Annotated in this window: 23 protein-coding genes; 13 read left to right on the top strand and 10 right to left on the bottom strand. The window is 68.8% G+C overall.

Going from position 1 to position 26221, the window contains the following annotated elements:
* Window positions 1–72: 72 nt before the first annotated feature.
* Window positions 73–372 carry a DUF4193 domain-containing protein gene (locus AMD30_RS03080; RefSeq protein ID WP_004018846.1) on the bottom strand — a complete coding sequence of 100 codons (300 nt, stop codon included), beginning with the start codon at window positions 370–372 and terminating at the stop codon, window positions 73–75.
* 410 nt (window positions 373–782) lie between these two features.
* Between AMD30_RS03080 and cei the strand changes: the two genes are divergently transcribed.
* Complete coding sequence (gene cei, locus AMD30_RS03085; protein ID WP_014926572.1) at window positions 783–1475, top strand: envelope integrity protein Cei; 693 nt, start codon at window positions 783–785, stop codon at window positions 1473–1475.
* A 46-nt stretch (window positions 1476–1521) separates the two neighbouring features.
* On the opposite strand, the gene AMD30_RS03090 is transcribed toward cei, so the two are convergent.
* A complete protein-coding gene (locus AMD30_RS03090; protein ID WP_055474674.1) occupies window positions 1522–2457 on the bottom strand; it encodes an inositol monophosphatase family protein in 936 nt (311 codons plus the stop codon).
* Window positions 2458–2614: 157 nt separating this feature from the next.
* Between AMD30_RS03090 and ppgK the strand changes: the two genes are divergently transcribed.
* The 4 genes from ppgK to AMD30_RS03110 all read left to right on the top strand — a co-directional run bounded on the left by ppgK (window position 2615) and on the right by AMD30_RS03110 (window position 6916).
* Entirely contained in the window at window positions 2615–3418 is an 804-nt protein-coding gene (ppgK, locus tag AMD30_RS03095) for a polyphosphate--glucose phosphotransferase (protein WP_010840882.1), read from the top strand.
* A gap of 56 nt (window positions 3419–3474) precedes the next feature.
* A complete protein-coding gene (locus AMD30_RS03100) occupies window positions 3475–5016 on the top strand; it encodes an RNA polymerase sigma factor (protein WP_081637163.1) in 1542 nt (513 codons plus the stop codon).
* Between the two features lie 384 nt (window positions 5017–5400).
* Window positions 5401–6450, top strand: a complete 1050-nt coding sequence (locus AMD30_RS03105; protein ID WP_014926568.1) for a sulfite exporter TauE/SafE family protein — start codon at window positions 5401–5403, stop codon at window positions 6448–6450.
* Between the two features lie 259 nt (window positions 6451–6709).
* Window positions 6710–6916, top strand: coding sequence for a DUF7455 domain-containing protein (locus AMD30_RS03110; RefSeq protein WP_004018852.1), 207 nt, complete (start codon window positions 6710–6712; stop codon window positions 6914–6916).
* A gap of 74 nt (window positions 6917–6990) precedes the next feature.
* Here AMD30_RS03110 and AMD30_RS03115 read toward each other — a convergent pair whose 3' ends face one another.
* Window positions 6991–8757: a DEAD/DEAH box helicase gene (locus AMD30_RS03115; protein ID WP_010840879.1), complete on the bottom strand. Its 1767-nt coding sequence runs from the start codon at window positions 8755–8757 to the stop codon at window positions 6991–6993.
* 281 nt (window positions 8758–9038) lie between these two features.
* Here AMD30_RS03115 and AMD30_RS03120 point away from each other — a divergent pair, with 281 nt between their 5' ends.
* On the top strand, window positions 9039–10241 hold the full coding sequence (locus tag AMD30_RS03120; RefSeq protein WP_055474675.1) for a YihY/virulence factor BrkB family protein: 1203 nt from the start codon (window positions 9039–9041) through the stop codon (window positions 10239–10241).
* A 45-nt stretch (window positions 10242–10286) separates the two neighbouring features.
* On the opposite strand, the gene AMD30_RS03125 is transcribed toward AMD30_RS03120, so the two are convergent.
* The gene (locus tag AMD30_RS03125) at window positions 10287–10559 is read right to left on the bottom strand and encodes a DUF3039 domain-containing protein (RefSeq protein WP_010840877.1); all 273 of its coding nucleotides are present in this window, start codon (window positions 10557–10559) and stop codon (window positions 10287–10289) included.
* A gap of 152 nt (window positions 10560–10711) precedes the next feature.
* On the opposite strand from AMD30_RS03125, the gene AMD30_RS03130 reads away from it, so the two are divergent.
* Window positions 10712–11164 carry a DUF3099 domain-containing protein gene (locus tag AMD30_RS03130; RefSeq protein ID WP_055474676.1) on the top strand — a complete coding sequence of 151 codons (453 nt, stop codon included), beginning with the start codon at window positions 10712–10714 and terminating at the stop codon, window positions 11162–11164.
* Between the two features lie 312 nt (window positions 11165–11476).
* Complete coding sequence (locus AMD30_RS03135; RefSeq protein WP_171011532.1) at window positions 11477–12415, top strand: sigma-70 family RNA polymerase sigma factor; 939 nt, start codon at window positions 11477–11479, stop codon at window positions 12413–12415.
* 44 nt (window positions 12416–12459) lie between these two features.
* Here the strand turns inward: AMD30_RS03135 and AMD30_RS03140 are convergent, their stop codons facing one another.
* Together AMD30_RS03140 and AMD30_RS03145 are read right to left on the bottom strand one after the other, a co-directional pair.
* A complete protein-coding gene (locus tag AMD30_RS03140; protein ID WP_156354133.1) occupies window positions 12460–15297 on the bottom strand; it encodes a bifunctional acetate--CoA ligase family protein/GNAT family N-acetyltransferase in 2838 nt (945 codons plus the stop codon).
* Window positions 15290–16534 (bottom strand): acetoin utilization protein AcuC, encoded by a 1245-nt coding sequence (locus tag AMD30_RS03145; RefSeq protein ID WP_010840873.1) that lies wholly within the window; start codon window positions 16532–16534, stop codon window positions 15290–15292. Before AMD30_RS03145 ends, AMD30_RS03140 begins: the two co-directional genes overlap by 8 nt.
* Window positions 16535–16719: 185 nt before the next feature.
* Between AMD30_RS03145 and AMD30_RS03150 the strand changes: the two genes are divergently transcribed.
* The gene (locus AMD30_RS03150; RefSeq protein ID WP_010840872.1) at window positions 16720–17415 is read left to right on the top strand and encodes a metal-dependent transcriptional regulator; all 696 of its coding nucleotides are present in this window, start codon (window positions 16720–16722) and stop codon (window positions 17413–17415) included.
* Window positions 17416–17450: 35 nt separating this feature from the next.
* On the opposite strand, the gene AMD30_RS03155 is transcribed toward AMD30_RS03150, so the two are convergent.
* Both AMD30_RS03155 and AMD30_RS03160 read right to left on the bottom strand, forming a co-directional pair.
* A complete protein-coding gene (locus AMD30_RS03155) occupies window positions 17451–18575 on the bottom strand; it encodes a DUF4192 domain-containing protein (RefSeq protein ID WP_055474725.1) in 1125 nt (374 codons plus the stop codon).
* Window positions 18576–18668: 93 nt separating this feature from the next.
* Entirely contained in the window at window positions 18669–19331 is a 663-nt protein-coding gene (locus AMD30_RS03160; protein WP_051129750.1) for a hypothetical protein, read from the bottom strand.
* A gap of 223 nt (window positions 19332–19554) precedes the next feature.
* Between AMD30_RS03160 and AMD30_RS03165 the strand changes: the two genes are divergently transcribed.
* Window positions 19555–20526 (top strand): PAC2 family protein, encoded by a 972-nt coding sequence (locus AMD30_RS03165; protein WP_010840869.1) that lies wholly within the window; start codon window positions 19555–19557, stop codon window positions 20524–20526.
* A 158-nt stretch (window positions 20527–20684) separates the two neighbouring features.
* A complete protein-coding gene (locus AMD30_RS03170) occupies window positions 20685–22676 on the top strand; it encodes a DUF3516 domain-containing protein (RefSeq protein WP_231632630.1) in 1992 nt (663 codons plus the stop codon).
* Here the strand turns inward: AMD30_RS03170 and AMD30_RS03175 are convergent.
* Entirely contained in the window at window positions 22673–23605 is a 933-nt protein-coding gene (locus AMD30_RS03175) for a hydrogen peroxide-inducible genes activator (protein ID WP_010840867.1), read from the bottom strand. The genes AMD30_RS03170 and AMD30_RS03175 overlap by 4 nt on opposite strands.
* A 125-nt stretch (window positions 23606–23730) precedes the next feature.
* Here AMD30_RS03175 and AMD30_RS03180 point away from each other — a divergent pair, with 125 nt between their 5' ends.
* Window positions 23731–24318, top strand: a complete 588-nt coding sequence (locus tag AMD30_RS03180) for a peroxiredoxin (RefSeq protein WP_010840866.1) — start codon at window positions 23731–23733, stop codon at window positions 24316–24318.
* An 11-nt stretch (window positions 24319–24329) separates the two neighbouring features.
* Complete coding sequence (locus AMD30_RS03185; protein WP_010840865.1) at window positions 24330–24863, top strand: alkyl hydroperoxide reductase; 534 nt, start codon at window positions 24330–24332, stop codon at window positions 24861–24863.
* A gap of 77 nt (window positions 24864–24940) precedes the next feature.
* On the opposite strand, the gene AMD30_RS03190 is transcribed toward AMD30_RS03185, so the two are convergent.
* Window positions 24941–26194, bottom strand: a complete 1254-nt coding sequence (locus tag AMD30_RS03190) for an aminotransferase family protein (RefSeq protein ID WP_035716976.1) — start codon at window positions 26192–26194, stop codon at window positions 24941–24943.
* Window positions 26195–26221: the final 27 nt, after the last annotated feature.

A 26221-nucleotide genomic window follows, 5' to 3' on the forward strand; every position in this document is an offset into this window, starting at 1 on the left:
ACGACGAAGGGGCCGCGCCGCGTTCGGCGTCGGCCCCTTTCATCAGCGGTCATCCGCTGGCTGCGAACCTGCTCAGGCGCAGTCGACGCAGATGAGCGAGCTTCCGTTCTCTTCGGCCAGCCGACTGCGGTGATAGACGAGAAAGCAGCTGGTGCAGGTGAACTCGTCGGCCTGCTTCGGGATGACACGCACCGACAGCTCTTCACCGGAGAGATCGGCTCCGGGGAGTTCGAAGGACTCCGCGGTGTCACTCTCGTCGACATCCACCGCCGAGGACTGAGCCTCGCTGCGTCGCGCCTTCAGCTCTTCGAGCGAGTCCTCGTTGAGGTCCTCGGTCTCCGTCCGCCGTGGCGCGTCGTAATCTGTAGCCATTCTGTGCCTAACTTGTCGAGAGTGTGAGGGGCGCTCACGGTGACGGCGCTGGCGTCGTCACCCGGGTGTTCTTGCGCACGACACCACCGGGATTGTCTTACCGATGGGGTCAGTGCAACGTCGTCTCGGGCGAGATTCGTACCAGAGGAACAGACGTATTGCGTGATTTCGATCACGGTTCGATATCGGGCGCATCCCGAGTCTGGAAGCGCGGGCGCCCGTAGCATAGTCGACACCTCGTGCATGGTCAATACGCTGGACCCAACTCGTCGGTAAGTTTCGCTCCGGCGCCGACAGACACCTCGGAGCGCACCGGTGACCTCGCTCCCGGCGAGGCATGCGGTCCACCGCGAGGCCACCCTCTACAGTGATCCGAGATCACGCAACGCCCAGTGAGGAGCCAGTCCACGGTGGTGTCGAAGATTACGTCCGGCTATCCGACAGACGAGCAGGGCCGACCCTACCGTCGGCGCCGCTATGCACCGGCGATCATCACGGTCGTCGTCCTGATGGTCGTCGGAGTGGTGGTGTGGGCGGTCGCGCTGGGCGGCGGCGACACCGAATCCGTACCGACAGCGTGCAATCAGCCGACTCCGCCGACGTCGGTGGAGGCCGGTGCACCCGCGCCTCCCGCACCGCCGGCACTCACTGTCGTCGGTCGCGACGAGATGCTGGGGGTCGCGCCGGCACCGCTGTCGACCTTCGGGGTGCGGGTCCTCAACGCCTCCGACGAACGCGGCGCGGCCCGCACGGTGTCCGACGACCTCACCGCGCAGGGGTTCACCCCGGTGCCGGACACCCCCTATGCCGATGACCCCGTGTACCCCAACCGGGACCTGAACTGCGTCGCGCAGATCCGTTTCGGGCCCGCGGGACGCGCCGCGGCCGCGGCCACGTGGCTCGCGTTCCCGTGCGCACAGCTGGTCGATGACGGCCGACGCGGGACAGCCGTCGACGTCGCACTCGGCACCCACCATTCGGGTGACGAGATGTCCCAGGACGCGCAGGCCGCGCTGGAGGCGCTCCGGTCGGCGGATCCGAAGAACCCGGCGAGCGGTGTCGACCCGGTGCTCGTCGAGGCCGTGCATTCCGCTCCCTGCTGAGGTTCGCCCAGAGGCTCCCCGCCGCCGGGTGTGCGCCGGGGAGCCGTCAGGCGAGCGGGCGGCGGGCGTCGAGTTCGTCCAGCAGCGCGAGGAATTCGTCGGCCACGCCGGGTGCGACGGCGACGGTGATGTGCCCCTCGTCGGCCCGCGAGTCCGGCGGCGGCATCTGGACGACCGCACCGGCCTCGGCGGCGATCAGTCCTCCGGCCGCCCAGTCCCACGGGCTCAGACCGTGTTCGTAATGGGCGTCGACGGCGCCGGCGGCGACCATGCACAGGTCGAGGGCCGCGGCTCCGATGCGACGGACGTCCCGGACGCGGGGCAGCAGTTCGGCGACGATGCGGCCCTGCTGCCTGCGCCGTGCCGCGTCATACCCGAAACCCGTTGCCACCAGTGCCAGTTCGGCTCGATCGACCGACGTGCAGCGCAGCGTCCGGCGGACTCCGGTCGCATCTGCCGCCCAGGCTCCCCCGCCGAGGGTCGCGCCGTAGGTCACGTCGCGGGCGACGTCGACGACGACCCCGGCAACCGACCGCCCGTCGACCTGCGCCGCCACCGAGACGGCATAGGCCGGGACGCCGTACATGAAGTTGACGGTGCCGTCGATCGGGTCGACGACCCATCGGACGCCGGAGGGCACCGCCCGGCTGCCGCCGTCCTCCTCCCCCAGCACCTCGTCGTCGGGACGCGCGCGGCGGAGCAGCGAACGGATCAGGCGTTCGGTCTCGGTGTCGGCGAGGGTGACCGGATCGGTTTCCGTCGACTTGGTCGACACCGGTTGCACCGTCGACGTGGTCGACACCGGTCGCACCGTCGACGATCGCGTGTCCGGGGTCCCGGATGCCGGCGGTTCGCCGTGTCCCGGTGTCGCGCCGAACAATTCGGGGCGGCGGCGACGCACGTGCGCGGCGGCCTCCTGAGCCACGGCATGGGCGACCGCGGCGAGCTCGTCCACCGGAATTGTCTGATCCACGCCTTCCATGTGAGCACATCGCCCGACCGCACCGCCGATCGCGGTGACCGATCTCTCGCCTCGCCCGGGCCGATCGTGTCGACATGCGTTGCGATGTCGCACGTTCGGCGGGTCACGTGGATAGCCTGGACCACGATTGCCGCCGACCCCGACAGGGAGCCCCGCCATGACCGATACGTCCGTCCCCGGATCGTCCGACCCCGACGATCCGACACCTCCGACCAACCTCGGTTTCGGGGTCGACGTCGGCGGTTCCGGGATCAAGGGCGGGATCGTCGATCTCGATTCCGGTGAACTCGTCGGCGAGCGGTTCAAGGTGCTGACCCCGCAGCCGGCGACACCCGACGCAGTCGCCGACAAGGTGGCCGAGGTCGTGGCACATTTCGACTGGACCGGACCGGTGGGCATCACCCTGCCCGGCGTCGTCACCGACGGGATCATGCGCACGGCCGCCAACATCGACAAGGCCTGGATCGGTACGGACGTCTACGACCTCTTCAGCAAGCACCTCGACGGCAGGCAGGTGTCGGTGCTCAACGACGCCGACGCCGCGGGGATGGCCGAGGACGCGTACGGCGCGGGCAAGGACGTCGCGGGGGTCGTGATGCTGCTGACGTTCGGAACCGGCATAGGGTCGGCGATCCTGATCGACGGAACCCTCGTGCCGAACACCGAGCTCGGTCATCTCCAGGTCGGCAAGAAGGAAGCCGAGCACCAGGCGTCCTCTCGCGTCCGGGACGAGAAGGGTTGGTCATACGAGAAGTGGACCGAGAAGGTCTCCGAGGTCCTGAAGACCTACGAGGCCCTCTTCTGGCCGAAGCTGTTCATCGCGGGCGGCGGCATCAGCCGCAAGTCCGACAAGTGGATTCCGCTGTTGACCAATGACACGCCCGTGGTCCCCGCGGTGCTGCTGAACACCGCCGGCATCGTGGGTGCCGCCATGGCGGTCTCGCGGGGGCTCAAAACCTAGCGCCACGCGTGCATTGACCAGGTCTTTGACACACCGGACACGGCGATGTCGTTACAATGGTCGTCACCGGTCATTCCAACCGAGAAACCAAGACCTCGTCCACGGCGGCTCGTGCTGCCGTGTCACGTCTGGTGACAGACGACGGACGACACCATAGAAGACAGTTCGAAAGGTTGTACGTGGCAGCCATCACGACCCACCAGGGTGATGTAGAGGCCGAGGAGTCGACCGAGTCGACCCCCGCCGCGACCGACGCCCCGGCCAAGCGGACCGCCAAGAAGGCTGCGAAGAAGACCGCCGCCCGCAAGGCGCCCGCCAAAAAGGCAGCAGCGAAGAAGGCGACCAAGAAGGCAGCGCCGAAGAAGGCCGCCAAGAAGGGCGCCTCCGCTGAGGGGTCCGGCGACGATCCGAGCGCCGAGCCCGACGACCCGGACTCGATCGACGACATCGACGGCCCCGACGCGGAGCTCGAAGACGTCGAAATCGAAGACCTGGAGGTCGACGACGACGAGTCGGACGACGAGGAGTCCGCGAAGACCCCGGCCGCCGGCGCGGGTCCCGCCACCGCCGCGGCCGCCTCCAAGGACGAGGCAGCCGCCGCCAAATCCGGCGACTTCGTGTGGGACGAGGAGGAGTCGGAGGCTCTGCGCCAGGCGCGCAAGGACGCCGAACTCACCGCCTCCGCCGACAGCGTCCGCGCGTATCTGAAGCAGATCGGCAAGGTCGCCCTCCTCAATGCCGAGGAAGAGGTCGAGCTCGCCAAGCGGATCGAGGCGGGGCTGTTCGCCACCGAACGTCTCCGACGCATCATGGACGCCGGCGAGAAGCTGAGCACCGCCCAGAAGCGTGACCTCAACTGGATCTCGCGCGACGGCAATCGCGCCAAGAACCACCTGCTCGAGGCGAACCTCCGACTCGTCGTCTCGCTGGCCAAGCGGTACACCGGCCGCGGCATGGCGTTCCTGGATCTGATCCAGGAGGGCAACCTCGGTCTGATCCGCGCGGTCGAGAAGTTCGACTACACCAAGGGTTACAAGTTCTCGACCTACGCCACCTGGTGGATCCGTCAGGCGATCACCCGGGCCATGGCCGACCAGGCCCGCACGATCCGTATCCCGGTGCACATGGTCGAGGTCATCAACAAGCTCGGTCGCATCCAGCGCGAACTTCTCCAGGACCTCGGCCGCGAGCCGACTCCCGAGGAGCTCGCCAAGGAAATGGACATCACTCCGGAGAAGGTGCTGGAGATCCAGCAGTACGCCCGGGAGCCCATTTCGCTGGACCAGACCATCGGCGACGAGGGCGACAGCCAGCTCGGTGACTTCATCGAGGACTCCGAAGCCGTGGTCGCGGTCGACGCGGTCAGCTTCACGTTGCTACAAGACCAGCTGCAGTCGGTCCTGGAAACGCTGTCCGAGCGTGAGGCGGGTGTCGTCCGCCTGCGCTTCGGTCTCACCGACGGGCAGCCCCGCACCCTCGACGAGATCGGGCAGGTGTACGGGGTGACCCGGGAGCGCATCCGCCAGATCGAGTCCAAGACCATGTCGAAGTTGCGCCACCCGTCGCGTTCGCAGGTCCTGCGCGACTACCTGGACTAGCACTCCGCAACCAGCAGACACACGCCCCCGGCGCCTCCCAGGCGCCGGGGGCGTCTGCTTCTGCGGTTAGCCGCACACCCGACATCTGTCAAGGTTTCTGCGCGCGACGATTTCGACACGGCCGGGAAGTCGGATTTCGAACTGGCTCTACATAAGATGACGCGGTGACTTACGCAGTGACCGGGAACAGACGTGGCGCCATGCTGGTGCGCCGCGCCGCCGTTGACCTGCTGCGTACGGCCTCGATGCTGTGTCGGTGACGCGACCCAACCCGTCCTGGGACCGACACCGCGTCCCCACCCTGCGCTTCATCTCTCGCGGCCGCATCGTGTCCGCCCAGCCTCTCCACGCCCCTGACGGCGTGACTTCCCGGAAAGATCTCCTATGAGAACGATTGTCCTGATCGGCCTCGTCGGCTTTGCTGCTCAGCTCGTCGACGGCAGTCTCGGCATGGCTTACGGCGTCACCACCACGACCCTCCTACTCGCCATCGGCACCAACCCGGCTGCCGCATCGGCCACCGTGCACCTGGCCGAGATCGGCACCACGCTGGTGTCCGGTGTCTCGCACTGGAAGTTCGGCAACGTCGACTGGCGGGTCGTGCGCCGGATCGCGATCCCGGGCGCCATCGGCGCATTCCTCGGCGCGACGATCCTGTCGAGTCTCTCCACCGAGACCGCAGCGCCGGTCATGGCCGTGATCCTGTTGCTGCTCGGCCTCTACATCCTGGTGCGGTTCACCTTCCAGGGCATTCCCCGCCACAATCTCGGCAAGCCGCTGCGCAAGCGGTTCCTGAGCCCCCTCGGGTTCGTCGCCGGATTCGTCGACGCCACCGGTGGCGGCGGCTGGGGACCTGTCGGCACCCCGGCCATCCTGGCCAGCGGCCGCCTCGAACCCCGCAAGGTGATCGGTTCGATCGACACGAGCGAGTTCATCATCGCCGTCGCCGCGAGCCTCGGCTTCCTGTTCAGCCTCGGTTCGCAGGGCATCAACTTCGCGTGGGTCGGCGCCATCCTCGTCGGCGGCGTGATCGCCGCGCCGATCGCGGCATGGCTCGTGCGCCACATCCCGCCGCGTCTGCTCGGCGCCTCGGTCGGCGGCCTGATCGTGCTCACCAACACGCGCAGCCTGTTGAAGAGCGACTTCATCGATGCCCCGGCCTCGGTGCGCAACGTCTTCTACATCGTGATCGCCATCGCCTGGGCCGCGGCCTTCGCCTACTCGCTCCGCGAGTACCTGCGCGACCGTGAGAACGAATCCTCGGACGCCGTCACCCACTTCCGCGAGGAGCAGGAAGAGGCACTTGTGGGTGCCGAGGGCGCGGACCGGTCCGGCACCGGGACAGCGTCGACGTCCGACATCCCGGCCACCGAGTCCGCAGCCGAACCCGATGGGGGCGCAAGCGGAACGCACTCCCCCACCCGGACGAGCTGACCGGCCCGACCCGACCCGCGAAGAACACGTAGAGTGGTGCGACCCGGCCCCCATGGCCGGGTCGCATTGCGTTCAGGCATTCGTTGTTCAGTTGTTGCGCGATGTAAACGGTGAGTGACGACACACCGAGCGCACCCCCGGAACAATACGAACGCCTCGAGCGTCTGACAGAGTGAGGTTGACGCATCGCCCGGATGTGTCGGCTCGAAGGGAAGGCGACCGGACACCGGCGCCGGACCGGGACGGAGGAACGACAACCATGACTGACATCGCCACCACAGCCCCGATCTACCTGCCGCTCACAGCCGCCGATCGCTGCGATCGCTGCGGCGCTGCAGCCAAGGTACGGGCCGTCCTGCCCAAGGGCGGCGAACTTCTCTTCTGCCGCCACCACTTCAATGAGCACGAAGCCCGTCTCGTCGAGCTGAGCGCCACCGTCGTCGAGTCCGCCGGCGAGTTGGTCTGACACCTCCGACGATCTGACACGGGCGTTCCAACGCACAGAGCCCGGCCGGAATCATCCGGCCGGGCTCTGTCGTGTCAGCGCCACTCGCGCAGTGCGGCGATCCGTTCCTTGAGCTGCTCGGCGCTCGCCATCGCGGTCGGCGGTCCGCCCAGCCGGGTCCGTAGCTCGTTGTGCACCATGCCGTGCGGCTTGCCCGTGCGATGGTGATGCATCGCGACGAGGGTGTTCAGTTCCTTGCGCAGGGCATGCAGGTTCTCGCCGGTCGTCCCCGGGGGCCGGCCCGGGGTCGGCTGGGCTGAGCTCGCCGACGAGTCCGAGGTCGACGCGGCGGCCGTCCGCGCCGTGACCTGATCCTCCTGCCGTTTACGCAGGAGCGCGCGCACCTGATCGGCGTCGAGCAGTCCGGGCAGACCCAGATAGTCCGATTCCTCATCGCTGCCCGCGAACGTCGCCGTGCCGAACGACGTGCCGTCGAAGATCACCTGATCGAGTTCGGCGTCGGCATGGAGCGACTGGAACTTCGGCTCGTCCTCCCCCGGCTCGTCCTCCTGCTTGTTGGCATCGATCAGCAACTGGTCGTCGAGGCCGTCGCTCTCGCGGTGCGGCTTGCCGAGCACGTGGTCGCGCTCGACCTCCATCTGGCTGGCCAGGTCGAGCAGCACCGGTACCGACGGCAAGAAGACGCTCGCGGTCTCACCCGGACGACGCGACCGCACGAAGCGGCCGATGGCCTGCGCGAAGAACAGCGGCGTCGACGAGCTCGTGGCGTACACGCCCACGGCCAGGCGCGGCACGTCGACACCTTCGGACACCATGCGGACCGCGACCATCCACTCGTCGGTGGACGCGGCGAACTGGCCGATCCGCGACGACGACTTCGGGTCGTCGGAGAGCACCAGCGTGGGTTCTTTGCCGGTGATGGCGGTGAGGAGTTCGGCGTAGTCGCGGGCCGCGGTCTGATCGGTGGCGATGACCAGGCCGCCCGCGTCCGGCGTGCCGGTCGCGCGCAGCTGGCCGAGGCGGGTGTGCGCGGCCGTGAGCACCGCCGGAATCCAATCGCCGTGCGCATCGAGGGCGGTGCGCCAGGCGCGGGTGGTGTGCTCGGCCGAGAGCGGTTCGCCCAGACGCGCGGTGTACTCCTCGCCCGCGCTGTCCCGCCAGCTGGCCTCGCCGGAGTAGGCGAGGAACACCACCGGGCGGACGACGCCGTCCTTCAGGGCGTCGGCGTAGCCGTACGTGTGGTCGGCCTTGGACCGCTGGTGCCCACCGGCCTCCGGTTCGTAGGTGACGAACGGGATCGGCGAGTCGTCGGAGCGGAACGGTGTACCCGTCAGCAGCAACCGGCGCTCCGCGTCGTCGAAGGCCTCGCGGATCGCCTCACCCCAGGACTTGGCGTCGCCGCCGTGGTGGATCTCGTCGAGGATGACCAGGGTGCGGTAGTTCTCGGTGCGCACCCGATGCCGAGCCGGATGGGCGGCCACCTGTGCGTAGGTGACCACGACGCCATGGAAGTCCGTGCTGGTCTGTCCGGCGGCGTTGGTGAAACGGGAATCGAGTGCGATCCCGACCCGCGCCGCGGCCTCGGCCCACTGGTGCTTCAGATGCTCGGTCGGCGCCACGACGGTGATCTTGTCGACGGTGCGGTCGTCGAGGAGTTCGCGGGCGATGCGCAGACCGAACGTCGTCTTTCCCGCGCCGGGGGTCGCCACGGCGAGGAAGTCCTTCGGCTTCTGCGTCAGGTACTTGGTCAGCGCACGACGCTGCCAGGCGCGGAGCTGGAATGTGGGTCCGGCACTCGCGGACCCGGACGGGCTGCTGGCGGAGGGTTCGGCTGACGTCACCTTCTGTGCTGCTCCTCCACGGGTGCGGATACTGCCGGACATGAAATGACCCCTCGCGTGCGGGACCCGCGCCCAAGGGGACCCGCCAATGGTACCGCCGACGGGCGACAGCTCCCGCATCCCGACATCGGGCCGAGATGGTCCCGGAAGCCGCCCCTCGTGGGCGATCCGAACGACTCGCCTGGTGACCCGAGTACCCAACTGCCCCTCCGATCAGGGATATTGAACTCATCACAACGCGCAAGAGGAATCCGGTCCCGCTGGCCGACGACACGTCGTCGGTGGCTGCGCCGAGCCTGCGCCCGGTGCCGCCGCCCGCGCCCTTGTCCGCGGCGATCACCGCCCCGCTCGACGACACCGCGACCGAACCCCTGCGCGCTGCGCCACGAGCCGCCCCGGCATCCGGCGACGTCGAGGTGCTCCACGACGCGGATCATCCGCAGAAGCCGGGAAACGACGACCCGGTACGGGCCGAGGCCTCGACCGGGCCCGCACTGCCGGTACTTCCGAACATCCATCGCGTGATCTGGCGCACCATCGTCAAGTCATGGGACGACGGGATCATCGGCTGGGCCGCCCAGGCCGCGTTCTGGCAGGCGCTGTCGCTGCCACCGCTGCTGCTCGGGCTGCTCGGTTCGGTCGGATACGTGGCCGGTTGGTTCGGCCCCGACACCGTCGACGTCGTCTACGCCCGCATCGTCGACTTCGCCGACCGGACCTTCACCCCGACCGTCGTCGACGATCTGATCACCCCCACGGTCGACAGCGTGCTCGGACGCGGCCGGATCGGCCTGATGTCGGTCGGTTTCGTCCTGTCGCTGTGGGCGGGATCGTCGGCCGTCTCGTGCTTCATCGCCTCGATCGCCCACGCCCACGACCAGCACGAGGTCCGGAATCCGGTGTGGCAGCGGTTCTTCGCACTGTTCCTCTACGTCGGATTCCTGAGCGTGGCGGTGTTCCTGCTCCCCCTCGTCGCGCTCGGACCGAACTACCTCCGGGCGATCGTGCCGGAGTCGTGGGGTTCCTTCGTCACCACCCTCATCGACTACGGCTACTTCCCGTTCGTCGCCGTGCTGCTGCTGTTCGTCCTGACGACGCTCTACCACCTCGCGCTGCCCAATCCCCTGCCGTGGCACCGGCTGATCGGCGGCGCCGTCGTGGCGGGCGTGTTCTTCTGGCTCGCGAGTTACCTGCTGCGTATCTACCTGACCAAGATCACCGAGGCCGGGGTGTCCTACGGAGCGCTGGCCACCCCGATCGCCTTCCTGCTCTTCACGTTCTCGCTGGGATTCGGCATCGTGATCGGCGCCGAGTTCAACGCCGCCGTGCAACAGTTCTGGCCGGCGAAGGCATCGACCACTACCCAGGTGCGGCACTGGGTGAATTCGCAGACCTCGGACTTCACCGGACAACTCCGGACCCTGCCCGACCGGCTGTCCTCCGGTCCGATCCGCAGACATCCCCGGGAACGCGAACGCGGCTGACCGGTACCGGGACCGGCCAACCGCGTCGGCACGTGCGGGCAGCCGCTACTTACGCATCTTGCTGTAGATCTTCTTGCACTTCGGGCACACCGGAGACCCGGGCTTGGCCGACCGCGTCACCGGGAAGGTCTCGCCGCAGAGGGCGACGACGTGGTTTCCCATGACCGCACTCTCGGCGATCTTGTTCTTCTTCACGTAGTGGAAGAACTTGGGGCGGTCGTCGTCATCCCGATCGGTCGCGTCGGCATCGGGACGCTCGTCGGTCTTGGTGTCGGACCATTCGTCGAGGTCCGGGCGTTCGATGGTTTCGGTTCCCATACCTACATTGTGCGTCAACGGCCGCGCGACGGAACACCGGAGTCGAGAATCGCGGCGGGTCCAATCTGCCCCGCTCGCTCCGCTCCCGGCGGCGGGTGCAATCCCACATCGAAAGTGGGACAGTGGAGAGAGTGTTCGAACAAAGGGAATCCATGGGTGAGACCGGTCGCGGTCAGTACGGCCACAGCAGCACGTCACCGCACGGCGACGAGCACGGCCACCCCGTGTCGAAACGCTCCGGCGCGGAGACCTACCTGATCACCGACGCATCGGACTCGCTGGAGGCCCAGCACCGGGCGCGCGTGCGGAAGTACCTGTTCCTCATGGCTTTCCGTGTCCCGGCACTCCTGATCGCCGGGGTCGCCTACGGGATCACCGGGTCCGGACTCCTGGCGCTGGCGATCGTCGCGATCTCCATCCCGCTGCCGTGGGCCGCGGTCCTGATCGCCAACGACCGTCCGCCGCGCAAACGCGGCGAGGTCCCGCAGTACAAGTACGGCGCCGACCACCACGTCGTGGGCCCACCGGCCCTCACCGACACCGATCAGCAGCTGTCCCGCACCGTCGATGGACAGGTCGTCGACCCCGACGATCCCCGCGCCTGACACGACGCCGCCTCCACGCGTTCGCGACCGACAGGTCCGTCACCGCCACCCCGGCCATCTCGCGCCGGTTCCTTCGCGCGCGACATCTCAGCAACTTCTCAGCCGGTTGTCGAGTCGCGAAAAAGAATGCGCAGGTCACCAAGCCTCGGCGAGGTTTGCTCCGAACCACTCTCGGGAACTATCGCCCACACAAGGGCGTTGGACCCAGTGAACGCACTCAAGTCAGGAGGCCGCATGTCACGCTCGACAGTTGCACGTTCGACCCCGACCAAAGGTTTCGCCGAAGTCACCCCTCCGGGTACTCGGCCGGCGATGACCGAACAGGATCTCGACGCCCAGTCTCCAGCGGCGGATCTGGTCCGTGTCTATCTGAACGGAATCGGTCGCACCGCCCTTCTCAACGCGGAGCAGGAGGTCGAACTCGCCAAGCAGATCGAGGCCGGGCTCTACGCCAAACACGTTCTGGCCAACAAGAAGCGGCTGTCCGCAGCCAAGAAGCGTGACCTCGCGGTCATCGTCCGTGAAGGCGAGGCCGCCCGGGCCCACCTGCTCGAGGCGAACCTCCGCCTGGTCGTGTCGCTGGCCAAGCGCTACACCGGCCGCGGCATGCCTCTCCTCGACCTGATCCAGGAGGGCAACCTCGGTCTGATCCGGGCGATGGAGAAGTTCGACTACGCCAAGGGCTTCAAGTTCTCGACCTACGCCACCTGGTGGATTCGTCAGGCGATCACCCGCGGAATGGCGGACCAGAGCCGCACGATCCGGCTCCCCGTCCATCTCGTGGAGCAGGTCAACAAACTGGCCCGCATCAAGCGCGAGCTGCACCAGCAGCTCGGCCGCGAAGCGACCGACGACGAGTTGGCCAACGAATCGGGCATCCCCGCGGAGAAGATCGCCGATCTGCTCGACCACAGCCGCGATCCGGTGAGCCTCGACATGCCGGTGGGCAGCGACGAGGAAGCTCCCCTGGGCGATTTCATCGAGGACGCCGAGGCCACCTCCGCCGAGAACGCCGTCATCGCCGGCCTGTTGCACTCCGACATCCGCGCCGTCCTGGCGACGCTGGACGAGCGTGAGCAGCAGGTCATCCGGATGCGCTACGGCCTCGACGACGGCCAGCCGCGCACCCTGGATCAGATCGGCCGCATGTTCGGGCTGTCGCGCGAGCGCGTGCGTCAGATCGAGCGCGAGGTCATGGGCAAGCTCCGCCACGGCGACCGTGCCGAGCGCCTGCGCGCCTACGCCAGCTGAGCGTTCCCGCACGCTCCGCCGCCTCCTTCACTGAGTCCACTCGGTCACCCGAGTCGCCTGGGTCCGGTGTCCCGCCTGTCGGGCACCGGGCCCACGCGTATCCGGGCATTGAGAACGGCCGCGCCGTCGACCGAGGCCAGGATCGGATCGCAGACCACCTCGCGGACCTCCGGGATGTCGTCGGTGAGCGTCGAGATGCGCAGCAGCAGATCGGCGAGCGCCTCCTTGTCGGCGGGCTCCTCCCCGCGGTAGCCCGACAGCAGCGGTGCCGAACGCGGCTCCTCGATCAGTTCCCGTGCATCGAGTTCGGACAGCGGGACGGCGCGGTAACCGTGGTCGCCCAGCAGGTCAAAGGTCCGCCCGGACAGACCGAACGACATCACCGAACCGAACGACGGATCGTCGCGCACCCGGATGACCGTACCGACGCCCTTCGGCGCCATCTTCTGCACGTGCAGCACGCGGTCGCCGGTGAGTTCGGTCAGTTCGGCGAACGCCGTCACCACCGTCGTCGCGTCGGGTAGGTCCAGGCGCGCGCCCTCGCGGTCGAGACGACCGCGCCACTTGTCCGACGTCGCCTTCACCGCCACCGGCAGCCCGAGTTCACGGGCCGCCGCGGATGCCTCGTGCATCGTGGTCACCTCGCGGAACGGGACCACGTCGATCCCGTACCAGCGCAACAGCTTCGCCGACTCCACATGTCCGAGCAACCGCTCGACCGGTCGATCCACGGCACCCTCACCCGCCATGGCCTCACGCACGAACGTCCGCGCCGCCTCGGGATCGGTGCCCTCGGGGCGGTGGACGACGGACTCCGGCCTCAGCCGCCACCGGGCGTACTGCCAGGCACGGGCCAGCGAGGCCGCGGCGCGCTCGGGCGAGCCGTACGACGGGATCGAGCCCTTCGTCGGCATGCCGCCCGGCCCCGGCCTGGTCAGGCCCGGCGGAATGCCGTCGACTGCGAGGAAGGTCGTGACGATCGGCTTGTCGGCATCGGCGTCGGGCGTGTTCGCCGCCGCCATGAGTGCCCGCGCGTGCCAGTCGGCGCCGACCGCGACCGGCGGCACGAAGACGACGATGATCGCGTCGACACCCGGATCGGCCATCGCCGCCGACACCGTCGACTCGAACTCCTCCTCGGAGGCACCGGCGCCGAGATCGACGGTGTCGACGACCTCGAGGCCTCCGTTGCGCGCGGTGTCCGCGGCCAGGCTGCCGAGCACCGAGGAGTTGCCGATGATGCGGACGCGCGGCCCGCGCGGAAGCGGCTGATAGGCGAACACGGCCGCGCAGTCGAACAGCTCGGGGATCGTGTCGACCTGGATCACGCCGGCCTGTTCGAGCATCATCCGGGCGATCTGATCGTCGAGGGTGGCCGCCGAACGCGCCGCGCGGACCGGTGTCATCGCACCACGGCCGGACTTGACGGCGATGATCGGCTTCGAGCGCGAGACCCGCCGCGAGATCCGGGAGAACTTACGCGGATTACCGAAGCTCTCGAGGTAGAGCAGGATGACGTCGGTGGTGGCGTCGGTGTCCCAGTACTGCAACAGGTCGTTGCCGGAGACGTCCGCGCGGTTGCCGGCCGAGGCGAACGTCGACAGTCCGATCTGGCGCCGTGCCGCGGTGTCGAGGATCGCGATCCCGAGCGCGCCGGACTGGCAGAAGAATCCGACCCGCCCGGCACCCGGGATTCGTGGGGCCAGGGTCGCGTTGAGTGCGACCGTCGGGTCGTTGTTCGCCACTCCCAGCGCATTCGGCCCGACCAGACGCATTCCGTGTTCGCGGACCTGGGCGACGAGCCGGCGCTCGTTCTCGAGCCCCTCCTCCTCGCCGGACTCACCGAAACCCGACGACACCACGACGAGCGTGCGCACGCCCTTGACCAGGCAGTCGTCGAGCACGTCGTCGACCCGGGCGGCGGGCACCGCGACCACCGCGAGGTCGACGGGGTCGGGGATGTCGCGCACCGTCTCGTACGCCCTGATGCCACGCACCGACGGCGGTCGTTCGCGGGTGCGGCGACGCGCCGGCAACGGTTCACGACCGGGCCCGCGCCTCCCCCGCTCGGGCTCGTCCTCCGCCACCCGGGCGGGACCGTTGACCGGGAACACCGGTCCGGTGAAACCTCCGGCGATGATGTTCGCCAGCAGCGCATTGCCGACCTTGTTCGGGTCCGTCGAGGCGCCGATGACCGCAACCGAGGTCGGACGCAGCAGGTTCGCGACGCTGCGGGCCTCCGAGGCGCGTTCCCGGGCGTTGCGCACCGACAGCAGCGCCTCGGTCGGGTCGATGAGGAACTCGACGTGCACGGTCGAGCCGTCGAAGCTGCGCGCGAGCTGATACCCGGCGTCTCGGAAGACGGCGACCATGTTCGGGTTCTCGCTGAGGACCTCGGCCTCGAAGCGGGCGAAGCCGTTCTCCGCGGCCGCCCCGGCGAGATGTTCGAGCAGGATCGGTCCGAGGCCGCGGCCCTGGTGTTCGTCGGCGACGACGAACGCCACCTCGGCCGATTCGGGTTTCCCGTCGAAGCCGAGTCCTTCGTAGATGCCGACCGCGATGATCTCGCCGCCGAGTTCGGCGACGATGGCGACCCGCTGCTGGTGGTCGACGGTCGTCATCCGCGCCACCTCGCGCGGCGGCAGTGTGGGTGTCGGACCGAAATAGCGCATGTAGCGCGTTCGCTCCGAGAGCTTGGAGTGGAACGCCACGATACGGTCGGCGTCGTCGGGCACGATCGGCCGCAGGTGCACCACGCCGCCGTCGGAGGCCAGCACGTCGGCGATCCAGTGCCGCGGGTAGTCCCAGGGGCTGCGCGGCTCAGGTTGGTCGGCGACCGCGCCGGTGGTGTCCGATGCTGCGGTGGTGGCGTCGTCAGTCACGAGGATCCTCCGGGTCGAGACCATGGAGCGGGTACACCGCGCGCCGGGTGGCGAGGATCGCGCGGTCGGTCTGGCGTTGGGCGTTGGCCGCGACGCCCTCTGGTGGCTCCTGGCCGGCGTCGCCCGCCCACGGCTGGTAGTCGACGATGCCCCCGTCACCCATGACCCGAACCGGCGGGGCGGCATAGTCGGAGTGAACCTGCTCGGAGATCTGTTCGGCCGTGGCACACCAGGATTCATCGATGACCGACGATACGTCCACCTCGCGGTCGAGGGCGACCCCCAGCAGGTGCGTCCAGCTGCGCGGCACCACGTTCACCACGCCGTAGCCACCGCCGCCGACCGCGATCCAGCGACCCTCACAGTATTTGTCGGCCAGGTTGCGCATGGCGATCATCGCCGCGCGCTGGCCGTCGACGGTGAGCGACAGGTCGGTCAGCGGATCGGCCCGGTGGCTGTCGGCGCCGCACTGGCTGACGATGATCTGCGGCCGGAACTCGGCGACGAGCGACGGCACCACGGCGTGGAAGGCGCGCAGCCACAGCCGGTCCTCGGTGTTGGGCATGAGGGCCAGGTTGACCGCACTGCCCGCCGCGTCGCCGTCACCCACCTCCGTCGGCCATCCGGTGCCCGGCCACAGGGTGGCCGGGTGCTGGTGCAGCGACACCGTCATCACGCGCGGGTCGGCCGCGAACTCGACCTGGACGCCGTCGCCGTGGTGGGCGTCGACATCGATGTATGCGATGCGGTCGTATCCGTGGTCGAGCAGATACCTGATCGCGATGGCGCAGTCGTTGTAGATGCAGAATCCGGCGGCGCGCGAGCGCATCGCGTGATGCATGCCGCCACCGATGTTGACCGCGCGCGTCGCAGCACCCGAGACCACCGTCTGCGCCGCGGCGAGCGTGCCACCGACGAGCAGCCGCGCGGCCTCGTGCATGCCGTCGAAGACCGGGTTGTCGGCATCGCCGAGCCCGAACAGACGCTCGAGCAGCGGACCCGACAACGACGCCGTCCCGGACCCGACAGCGCGCACCGCGTCGATGTAGTCGCGGCTGTGCACGACGGTCAGCGCGTCGTCGTCGATGACCTGCGGCGGGACCGTCTCGACGCCGTCGAGGACACCGAGACTCTGCGCGAGGGTCATCGTGAGGGCGAGTCGGACCGGGTTCATCGGGTGCGTGTGGGCCCAGCGATAGGACAGGAAGTCCTCGCTCCAGATGACAGCTGTCGTCATCGGGCACTCGTAGTGTTGATCACGACCTCAGGCTAGTGGTACACCTCGCGCAGCGGCCACGGATGTCGCGTCGGACACGGGCGGGCCCGCGCCATATCGCACCCGCGGGCCCACGGCCGCGGTGAGATCGCGGTCACCGCCCGCAAACAGGGTAATCTTGGCGGGGACGAAAGGGATTGCGCATAGTGAACGACCTGGTTGACACCACCGAGATGTACTTGCGAACGATCTACGATCTCGAAGAAGAAGGCATCGTGCCGCTGCGGGCGCGCATCGCCGAACGGCTGGACCAGTCCGGTCCCACCGTCTCGCAGACCGTTGCCCGGATGGAACGCGACGGGCTTCTGCGCGTCGCCGGAGACCGGCACCTCGAACTGACCGATCGCGGCCGCTCGCTCGCGGTCGCGGTGATGCGCAAGCATCGCCTGGCCGAGCGCCTCCTGGTCGACGTGATCGGGATGCCCTGGGACCAGGTCCACGAGGAGGCGTGCCGCTGGGAGCACGTGATGAGCGAGAACGTCGAACGTCGACTGCTCGCCGTGCTGGAATACCCGACGACGTCGCCCTACGGCAACCCGATCCCGGGCCTGGAACTTCTGGGAGTGGAGGCGTCGAGTTCCGACGACGGCGCCACCCGCCTCGCCGACCTCCCGCCGGGTGAGACGGTGCCGGTGATCGTGCGCCGGCTGTCGGAGCACGCGCAGTCCGACACCGAACTCATCGCCGCGCTTCGTGAGGCGGGCGTGGTTCCCAACGCCCGCGTGACGGTGTCGAACACGGCCGGCACGATCACCATCGACACACCCGGTCACGACGGCCTCGAGCTCTCACCCGAGATGGCGCACTCGTTGTTCGTCGAGCGGGTGGTCGAGAAGGTCTGACACAGCGAAGGTCTGACACGGTGAAGGTCTGACCGTCACCCGGCGGTGCGCAGCGTCACCGCCGGGATGACGACGCCGAGTCGCTTCGCTGCGTCATACGACTTGTCGATCGTGCCCCACAGCCTGGCCGGGCGTACGCCTGCTCGGAGGGCGGTGTCCAGCAGCCTGGCCAGCGTTCCGGGTTCCGCGCACCCGAGCGCGACGTCGAGTGCGACACCGGCGTAGGCGCCGTCCCCGCCGATGTAGTGCAGATGCGCGAGAAGTGTTGCGGCAGCTGCCCTTCCGCGCCCACTCAAGCGCCGGGTCAGTTCTCGCCACAGGCGTTCGGCCGCGCCCCGGAGTTCGGTGACGGACAGGGCGAGTGCGGCGTCGCGCACGTCGGGGCGGAGGATGGCCCGCTCCAGCCGGTCCAGTTCTGCGCAGTCCAGCGGCCGGTCCGCGCCGAGCACCGCGCCGATCACCAGATCCAGCGCCCGTGCGGACTCCTCGATGTCCTCGGGACCGGGGTCGGGCCGGCCGCGATCGGTCTCGTCGAGATCGTGGCCGCGGCAGTGATGACAATCCGGCCGCGGACGCGATGGGCCGCACTCGGAGTCCAGCGGTTCGAGCATGGACCGCATCTCCGAGCGCCGGGTGAGGATTCGTCGGCCCGAGCGCACGGCTTCCGCGATCGCCGTCGGGGATGTGTGCGGGTCGGCGAGACATCCGGCCGCTTCCGAGGACACGACGACAGACCAGGCCCGATCCTCCGGGCACCAGATGGTCGTCCACCGGGCACCGGCGTCGAACGCCGCCAGTCCGAATCCGGCCGCGACCCCGCCGACCTCGCCGAAGTACCGGTCGCTCATCGCCAGGATTCGGCGATAGCGGTGATCGTCGACGGGGTACCGGTCATCGGCGATCACGACCACGATCTCCTCGACGCCGTAGGTGGACGTGATCTCGCCCAGTCCGGCGAGGACGGCGACGAGTTCCCGGGTCGGGCTGCCGTCGGCCTCGAGCACGAGGTCGTGTCGCATGGTCGCGTTCACGGTGCGATCGGCGGCGAACGCGATCACGATGATCGACCGCTCCGGGAGGAAGCCGAGACGCGCGGGGATGGAGGTGAGCAGCGTCGACGGGTCGTGGGGGCCCTGTGGACCCGAATCCAGGATCTGCATGGACGCCAGCTTCACCCGGTGCCGGACGCCGCAACCGCGGCGATCGCAGGCTGTGGACAACCCGGGCCGGGTCATGCACAGGCGGAGTACGGATCAGCCGAACGCGGCGGCGTTCGCCTCGACGAAGAGCGCATCGAGTGCGGCGGCCGCGTCCGCCGGCACCGGGCCCGCTGTGGCCCACCGGTATTCGGCGTACACGCGGACGCCGTCACGCTCGCCGAGCAGGGTGAGGGCACTCGTCGTCATGGGGGCGCCGCCGCCGGTCACGATGGTGCGACGGATGGCGGCGGTCTCGACCCCGTCCATGCCCGGCGGAGGAGGAAGGACCTCGGTGGTGATCGTCGACGACGCCCCGAATGTCGTCGTCGTGGTCTGCGGGCACCGCTCGGCCAGGTCGACCACGTCCTCGAGCGGCGAGTCGACACCGGCGACGACCGTGGTCAGCGTGGACCGCTCCCCCGGACCGGGGCCCAGGAACGCGACCGCGCCGTCGGCGGAGACGGGAGCCGGTGCACAGTCCGGCGGCGACACCCGGGTGCCCGTCTGTCCGGGCATCGGTGCGCCGGTCACGTCGGCCAGAGCGTTCGCGACCGCCGACGACGGAATCCTGCTCGCGGCCCCCTCGGGGAAGTCCTCGGCCGTCACCGATCGGGCGGAGAGGTCCGGACTGGACGCCGCGGGTTCCCCGGCGACCGAGCATGCGGAGAGCAGGACCGCGGCGGCCACCAGGCAGGCGGCCGCCGTCAGAGGGGACAAGCGCAGAGGGGACAAGCACAGTCGGGGCGCACGCGGCTCGGTCACAACGGTCTACTGTGCCATCGGTTCCGACCCTGCAGGCCCTCCGACACACCGCCCGGATCAGCGCGGGAATCACCGGCGTGTCGAGGTGGTTGCACCCAGATGACGCTCGGCACCCGGGTGCGAGACAATGGACGTTCAGCTGTCTCTTCAGACAGCTGGCAGCAGAAGGAGGGACGACGTGGACGAGCAGCCTGCGCGCGACGACGCGCTGTATGAACTCGCCTTTCCCGCTCCGCAGGTGAGCCGGACCGACGGCACGGGACCGGTACTGATCCACGCGCTGGAGGGGTTCGCCGACGCCGGACACGCGGTCGCACTGGCCGCCGCGCACCTGCGTGACAGCCTCGAGTCCGAGTTGGTCGCCACCTTCTCCTCCGACGAGCTGATGGACTACCGCTCGCGCCGGCCGACCATCTCGTTCAGCGGTGAGACCTTCACGGACGTGGAGATGCCGTCGCTGGCCCTGCACGCGATCCGCGACAACTCCGGCAAGGGCTTCCTGCTCCTCGCCGGTTCCGAACCCGACCTGCGGTGGGAACAGTTCGTCGATGCGGTCCGTCGCCTCAGCGACGGTCTCGGTGTCACCGACGTCATCGGTCTCAACGCGATCCCGATGGCCGTGCCACACACCCGCCCGCCGTCGATCACGGCACACGGCAGCGATCCCGACGCCCTGGGCGACCTGCCCCGCTGGGGATCGGCGATGAAACTGCCGGCCAGTGCGTCGATGCTGCTCGAGCTGCGGATGGGCGAGCACGACTACCGTGCCTCGGGTCTGTCCGTGCACGTCCCGCACTACCTCGCCCAGACCAACTATCCGGCGGCGTCGGCACGGCTGCTGGCGGCGGTCGCCGAACTCGCCGGCCTCGACCTCCCGCTCGCCGCTCTCGACAGCGCCGCGGAAAAGGTGCGCGCACAGGTCGACACCGAGGTCGAGGGAAACACCGAGATCGAGTCGGTGGTGGCCGCGCTGGAGACCCAGTACGACACGTTCACCCAGGCCGCACAGGAACGGGCATCGCTGCTCGCCGCCGAGGAATCGCTGCCCAGCGGCGACGAACTCGGAGCCGAACTCGAGCGGTTCCTGGCCGAGCACACCGGTGACGGCGAGGCGGGCCCCGGGGACGAGGGTCCACGATCACAGATCTGATCTCGGACACCGCCCCGATTCCCGCACCCCACGTCCTGGTCCCCACCGACGACGAGGACGCCGCCCTGGAGCGGTACACCGACTGGTGGACGGGGCACGGACTCGACCTCTACGCCCATCAGGAGGAGTCGCTCCTCGAACTCCTCGCCGGCAGCCACGTGATCCTGGCGACGCCGACGGGCTCGGGCAAATCACTCGTCGCGGCGGGTGCGCTGTACTTCGCGCGCTGCCGCGGCGAGCGCGCGTTCTACACCGCCCCGATCAAGGCGCTCGTCAGCGAGAAGTTCTTCGAGCTGTGCGCGATGTTCGGCGCCGACCAGGTCGGTCTGCTGACCGGCGACGCCGCGGTCAACGCGGACGCGCCCATCGTGTGCGCCACCGCCGAGATCGTCGCCAACCTCGCGCTCGCCGCGGGCGGTGAGAGCGACATCGGCACCCTCGTCGCCGACGAGTTCCACTACTACGGCGAACCGGACCGCGGCTGGGCGTGGCAGGTCCCGCTCATCGAACTGCCGTCGACGCAGTTCCTGCTGATGTCGGCGACGCTGGGCGACGTGTCGTTCTTCGTCGACGATCTGACCCGCCGCACCGGCCGCGAGACCGTCGAGGTCACCGGCGCGCAGCGACCGGTCCCCCTCGAGCACTCCTACGCGATGACCCCGATCCACGAGACGATCGAGGAACTGGTCGATCGGGGCCGGGCGCCGGTCTATGTGGTGCACTTCACCCAGGCCGCCGCCGTCGAGCGCGCGCAGGCCCTGCTCAGCGTCCGCATCTGCGACAAGACCGAGAAGGCGGCGATCGCGGAGGCCATCGGCGACTTCCGGTTCTCCACCGGTTTCGGCAACACCCTGTCCAAACTGCTGCGCGCCGGTATCGGCGTGCATCACGCCGGCATGCTCCCGCGGTACCGCCGCCTGGTGGAACGTCTGGCCCAGCAGGGCCTGCTGAAGGTCATCGCCGGCACCGACACGCTCGGCGTCGGGATCAACGTGCCGATTCGCACGGTGCTGTTCGCGGCCCTGAGCAAGTACGACGGACGCCGGGTCCGTCGTCTGCGGGCCCGCGAGTTCCACCAGATCGCCGGTCGCGCCGGGCGTGCCGGGTTCGACACGATCGGATACGTCGTCGCCCAGGCCCCCGATCACGACGTGGAGAACGCCCGGGCGGTGGCCAAGGCCGGCGACGATCCCAAGAAGCTGCGAAAGCTGGTGCGCAAGAAGCCCCCCGAGGGTTTCGTGTCGTGGGGTGAGAAGACGTTCACCCAGCTCATGGACGCTCCCGACGAGCCGCTGCGCAGCCACTTCCAGATGACGACGGCCATGCTGCTCGAGGTGCTCGGGCGGCCGGGTGACTGCTTCGCCGCGGTACGCCACCTCCTCGAGGACAACCACGAGCCGCGCGATCGGCAGCTGCGCACCATCAAGCACACGATCGAGCTCTATCGCGGGCTGCGGGACGCGGGCATCGTCGTGCAACTCGACGAACCCGACGACACCGGCCGGCACATCGCCCTGAGCGTCGACATGCCCGAGAACTTCGCGTTGACCAACCCGCTGTCCGCCTTCGCGCTGGCGACCTTCGAGATCCTCGACCCGGAGTCGTCGACCTACGCGCTCGATGTGGTCTCCGTCCTCGAATCGACGCTGGAGAACCCGCGGCCGCTGTTGCTCGCGCAGCGCAAGGTCGCGCGCGACGCCGCGATCGCCGAGATGAAGGCCGACGGGATCGAGTACGAGGAACGGATGTCGCGACTCGAGGAGATCACCTGGCCGCAGCCGCTGGCCGAGGAGATCTTCGCCGCCTTCGACATCTATCGTCGCGGCCATCCATGGGTGTCGTCGTTCCCGCCGGCGCCGAAATCCGTTCTCCGCGAGATGCTGGAGAAGGCCATGACGTTCACGGAGCTGATCTCCGCGTACGGGCTCGCCCGCAGCGAGGGCGTGCTGCTGCGCTATCTGTCGGACTGTTATCGCGTCCTGCGCCAGGGTGTGCCGACGAGCGTGGTGACGCCCGAGATCGAGCGGATCGTCGAAGATCTGGGCACCATGGTCCGCGATGTCGACTCGAGCCTCGTCGACGAATGGGAGGCCCTCGCCGCGCAGGCAGCCGCCGCCGCGTCGACCGAGCCGGCCGGCGACCCGGTCTAGAGCGGGGTCACGGCGCCGGTTGCACCGACGAGATCGCCGATGACAGAGGCGAGTTCGTGGTAAGCCTCGTCGTGGCGGGCCGAGGCCCGGAAGACCAGGCCGATCCGTCGACCCGGACGGGGGGCCGCGAACGTCGCGGTGGCCAGATCGCCCGACGCCGTCTCCGACGCGACCGCCGTCTGCGGGATGAGGGTCACGCCGAGACCACCGACGACGCAGTGCACCGCCGTGGTCAGCGACGCTGCCCGGGTCTGTCCGAGATCGGGCCGCACGCCCGCGAGCCGGCACACCTCCAGGGCCTGGTCACGCAGGCAGTGTCCCTCGTCGAGGAGGAGCAGGGGCAGTTCCGCGAGTGCGGTGGGGTCGACGCGGCGGCGTCCGGCGAGCGCATGCCCGGACGGGAGCGCGAGAACGAAATCCTCGCGATAGATCGGGACTTCGACGATGCCGGGCATGTCGACGGGGAGGGCGAGCAGTGCCACGTCGAGGACGCCGGTACGCAGCTGTTCGACCAGCCGCGCGGTCTGTTCCTCCACGACGCGGGGCACGAGGTCGGGGAACCGCCTGGAGAGCCCGCGCAGCAGTGTCGGCAGAACATACGGCGCCACCGTCGGGATGACACCCAGCCGCAGCGCCCCGTGCAGCGGCTGTCCGGCGCCCGCGGCCGCCGAGGTGAACTCGTCGACGGCCTCGGTCACCGCGATCGCCCGCGGCAGGAGCTCGACACCGTCGGCGGTCAACTGGACACGCCGTGTGGTGCGTTCGACGAGGGTCACTCCGAGACCGGCCTCCAGCGCGGACAGCGCCTGCGACAGCGAGGGCTGACTGACACCGAGATCTGTTGCGGCAGTTCCGAAGTGGCGACGGTGAGCCAGGGCGACGAAGGCACGCAGACCCGCGACGGTCGGTTGATAAGTTCTATCGGGCATGCCTATCAGTGTAGTGCTAATCATCACGTTTCGCTTTTGGCCGATATCCGGCACGATGGTACTCGTACCTCGCGAAACTCGTTCGCGCGCAATTTCACTACATTCACCAGCTGAAGGAGCGAAACATGCCCCTGCTCACCATCGGTGACCAGTTCCCCGCCTACAACCTCACCGCCGTCATCGGTGGCGACCTCAGCAAGGTCAATGCCCAGCAGCCCGACGACTACTTCACGACCGTCTCGTCCGACGACCACCCCGGCCAGTGGCGCGTCGTGTTCTTCTGGCCGAAGGACTTCACCTTCGTGTGCCCGACCGAGATCGCCGCTTTCGGCAAGCTGAACGACGAGTTCGCCGACCGCGACACCCAGGTGCTCGGCGCCTCGGTGGACAACGAGTTCGTCCACTTCCAGTGGCGCGCACAGCACGAGGACCTCAAGACCCTCCCGTTCCCGATGCTGAGCGACCTCAAGCGTGAACTGGCCACCGCGGCAGGCGTTCTCAACGCCGACGGGGTCGCCGATCGCGCCACCTTCATCGTCGATCCGAACAACGAGATCCAGTTCGTGTCGGTCACCGCGGGTTCGGTGGGCCGCAACGTCGACGAGGTCCTGCGTGTCCTCGACGCGCTGCAGTCCGACGAACTGTGCGCCTGCAACTGGAAGAAGGGCGACCCGACGATCGACGCCGGCGAGCTCATGACGGCCGGCGTCTGAGAGGAGACCAGATGAGCATCGACAATCTCAAGGAAGCACTCCCCGAGTACGCCAAGGATCTCAAGCTCAACCTCGGTTCGATCAGCCGCACCACCGCGCTGACCGAGGAACAGCTGTGGGGAACCCTGCTGTCGACCGCTGCCGCCACGCGAAATGCGAAGGTGCTCAGCGAGATCGCCGACGAGGCCGCCGACACGCTCTCCGCGGAGGCCTACAACGCGGCGCTCGGCGCCGCGTCGATCATGGGTATGAACAACGTGTTCTACCGGGGTCGCGGCTTCCTCGACGGCAAGTACGACGACCTGCGGCCCGGCCTGCGGATGAACATCATCGGCAACCCCGGCGTCGACAAGGCCGCCTTCGAGCTGTGGTCGTTCGCGGTGTCCTCGATCAACGGCTGCGGCCACTGCGTCGCCGCACACGAGAACACCCTGCGCGAGGCCGGCGTCGACCGTGAGGCGATCTTCGAGGCGCTCAAGGTCGCGTCGATCGTCAGCGGCGTCGCCCAGGCGATCGCGACCACCGAGGTGCTCGCCAACGCCTGATGCACCGCACGTGGAACAACGACAGGGCCCGGCTGCGTTCAGCAGCCGGGCCCTGTCGTATGTCGTGGTCTGGTGCGTCAGCTCAGCGCCGCGCGCATCCGGTCGGCGAGTTCGCCGACCTCGGCGGTCGTCATCACGAAGGCGGGCGAGACCTGCAGCGCTCCTTGCCCGGCGGCGCGGGTGCTCACCCCGTGTTCGCGCAACTTCAGCACCGCCGCCGGGGCCGTCGCGGGGTCGGCCAGCTGAACCGCGGTGACCGCGCCCAGCCCGGTCCGGACCTCGGCGACCGAGTCGAGGTCGGCGAGTGGTGACAACGCCGCGGCGAGATCGCCTTCCAGACGCGTCGCCTCGGCCAGGAGGTTCTCCCGCCGGATGATCTCGAGATTGGCCAGGGCGGCCGCCGCCGCGCCGGCGTGCCCCCCGTAGGTGTAGCCGTGCCGCCACCACACGCCGCCGGCGAAGAACGGTTCGGCGATCCAGGGGGCGATGAACACCGCACCCATCGGGACATACCCGGACGTGAGCCCCTTGGCGGTGGTGATCATGTCCGGTTCGAGTCCGAATCGCGTTGAGGCGAACCAGGATTCGCCGCCGATACGGCCGAATCCGGTGACGACCTCGTCGACGACGAAGAGGATGTCGTGGTCCCGGCAGATGGCGCGCACCTCGGCGAGGTACCCCTCCGGCGGCAGGTAGATGCCCCCGGCGCCGATGATCGGTTCGCAGAAGAATGCGGCGATGTTGTCGGCGCCTACGCGTTCGACGAGTCCGAGCAGGCTCTTGGCGTCGTCCCAGTCGACGTTCTGGACGTCGTGCATGAGCTCGCCGTACCCGTCGTGGTTCAGCGGGATGCCGGCCAGCGAGGTGCCCGCGGCGTGCATCCCGTGGTAGGCCTTGGTGCGGCTGACGACGACCCGCTTGGACTCGCGTCCCTGCTCCACCCAGTAGCGGCGGGCGAGCTTGACCGCGGTGTCGATCGAGTCGCTGCCGCCGGAGGTGAAGAAGATCTTCGACCCGGGCACGGGTGCGATCCCGCCGAGTTCCTCGGCGAGGCGGAGCGTCGGGTCGCTCGCGATGTCACCGAAGTTCGAGTAGTGCGCGATGGTGCCGAGCTGTCGTGCGACGGCGTCGGCGATCTCGGTACGTCCGTGGCCCACGTTGGTGAACCAGAGCCCGGCCGTCGCATCGAGGTAGGAGTTGCCGGCGCGGTCGAAGATCCGTGCGCCCTCGCCCCTGGTGACGACGAACGGTCCACTCGCGGTCACCGCCCCCATGTCGGCGAAACCGTGCCACAGCGATCCGGGAGTTCCCGTGCTCGAACCATCAGCCATGGCCCCAATGATGCCGGTCTGCGCGCC

This window comes from Gordonia sp. HS-NH1, assembly GCF_001418765.1.
GTDB lineage: Bacteria > Actinomycetota > Actinomycetes > Mycobacteriales > Mycobacteriaceae > Gordonia.

What these genes read in the sequence shown, in the direction of transcription:
- AMD30_RS03105 (WP_014926568.1), top strand. Translation starts at nt 5,401, where the DNA reads ATGAGAACGATTGTCCTGATCGGCCTCGTCGGCTTTGCTGCTCAGCTC.
- AMD30_RS03080 (WP_004018846.1), bottom strand. Translation starts at nt 372, where the DNA reads ATGGCTACAGATTACGACGCGCCACGGCGGACGGAGACCGAGGACCTC.
- AMD30_RS03145 (WP_010840873.1), bottom strand. Translation starts at nt 16,534, where the DNA reads ATGACGACAGCTGTCATCTGGAGCGAGGACTTCCTGTCCTATCGCTGG.
- AMD30_RS03185 (WP_010840865.1), top strand. Translation starts at nt 24,330, where the DNA reads ATGAGCATCGACAATCTCAAGGAAGCACTCCCCGAGTACGCCAAGGAT.
- AMD30_RS03100 (WP_081637163.1), top strand. Translation starts at nt 3,475, where the DNA reads ATGGTCGTCACCGGTCATTCCAACCGAGAAACCAAGACCTCGTCCACG.
- AMD30_RS03110 (WP_004018852.1), top strand. Translation starts at nt 6,710, where the DNA reads ATGACTGACATCGCCACCACAGCCCCGATCTACCTGCCGCTCACAGCC.
- AMD30_RS03180 (WP_010840866.1), top strand. Translation starts at nt 23,731, where the DNA reads ATGCCCCTGCTCACCATCGGTGACCAGTTCCCCGCCTACAACCTCACC.
- ppgK (WP_010840882.1), top strand. Translation starts at nt 2,615, where the DNA reads ATGACCGATACGTCCGTCCCCGGATCGTCCGACCCCGACGATCCGACA.
- AMD30_RS03175 (WP_010840867.1), bottom strand. Translation starts at nt 23,605, where the DNA reads ATGCCCGATAGAACTTATCAACCGACCGTCGCGGGTCTGCGTGCCTTC.
- AMD30_RS03190 (WP_035716976.1), bottom strand. Translation starts at nt 26,194, where the DNA reads ATGGCTGATGGTTCGAGCACGGGAACTCCCGGATCGCTGTGGCACGGT.
- AMD30_RS03130 (WP_055474676.1), top strand. Translation starts at nt 10,712, where the DNA reads ATGGGTGAGACCGGTCGCGGTCAGTACGGCCACAGCAGCACGTCACCG.
- AMD30_RS03090 (WP_055474674.1), bottom strand. Translation starts at nt 2,457, where the DNA reads ATGGAAGGCGTGGATCAGACAATTCCGGTGGACGAGCTCGCCGCGGTC.
- AMD30_RS03155 (WP_055474725.1), bottom strand. Translation starts at nt 18,575, where the DNA reads ATGCAGATCCTGGATTCGGGTCCACAGGGCCCCCACGACCCGTCGACG.
- AMD30_RS03135 (WP_171011532.1), top strand. Translation starts at nt 11,477, where the DNA reads ATGACCGAACAGGATCTCGACGCCCAGTCTCCAGCGGCGGATCTGGTC.
- AMD30_RS03125 (WP_010840877.1), bottom strand. Translation starts at nt 10,559, where the DNA reads ATGGGAACCGAAACCATCGAACGCCCGGACCTCGACGAATGGTCCGAC.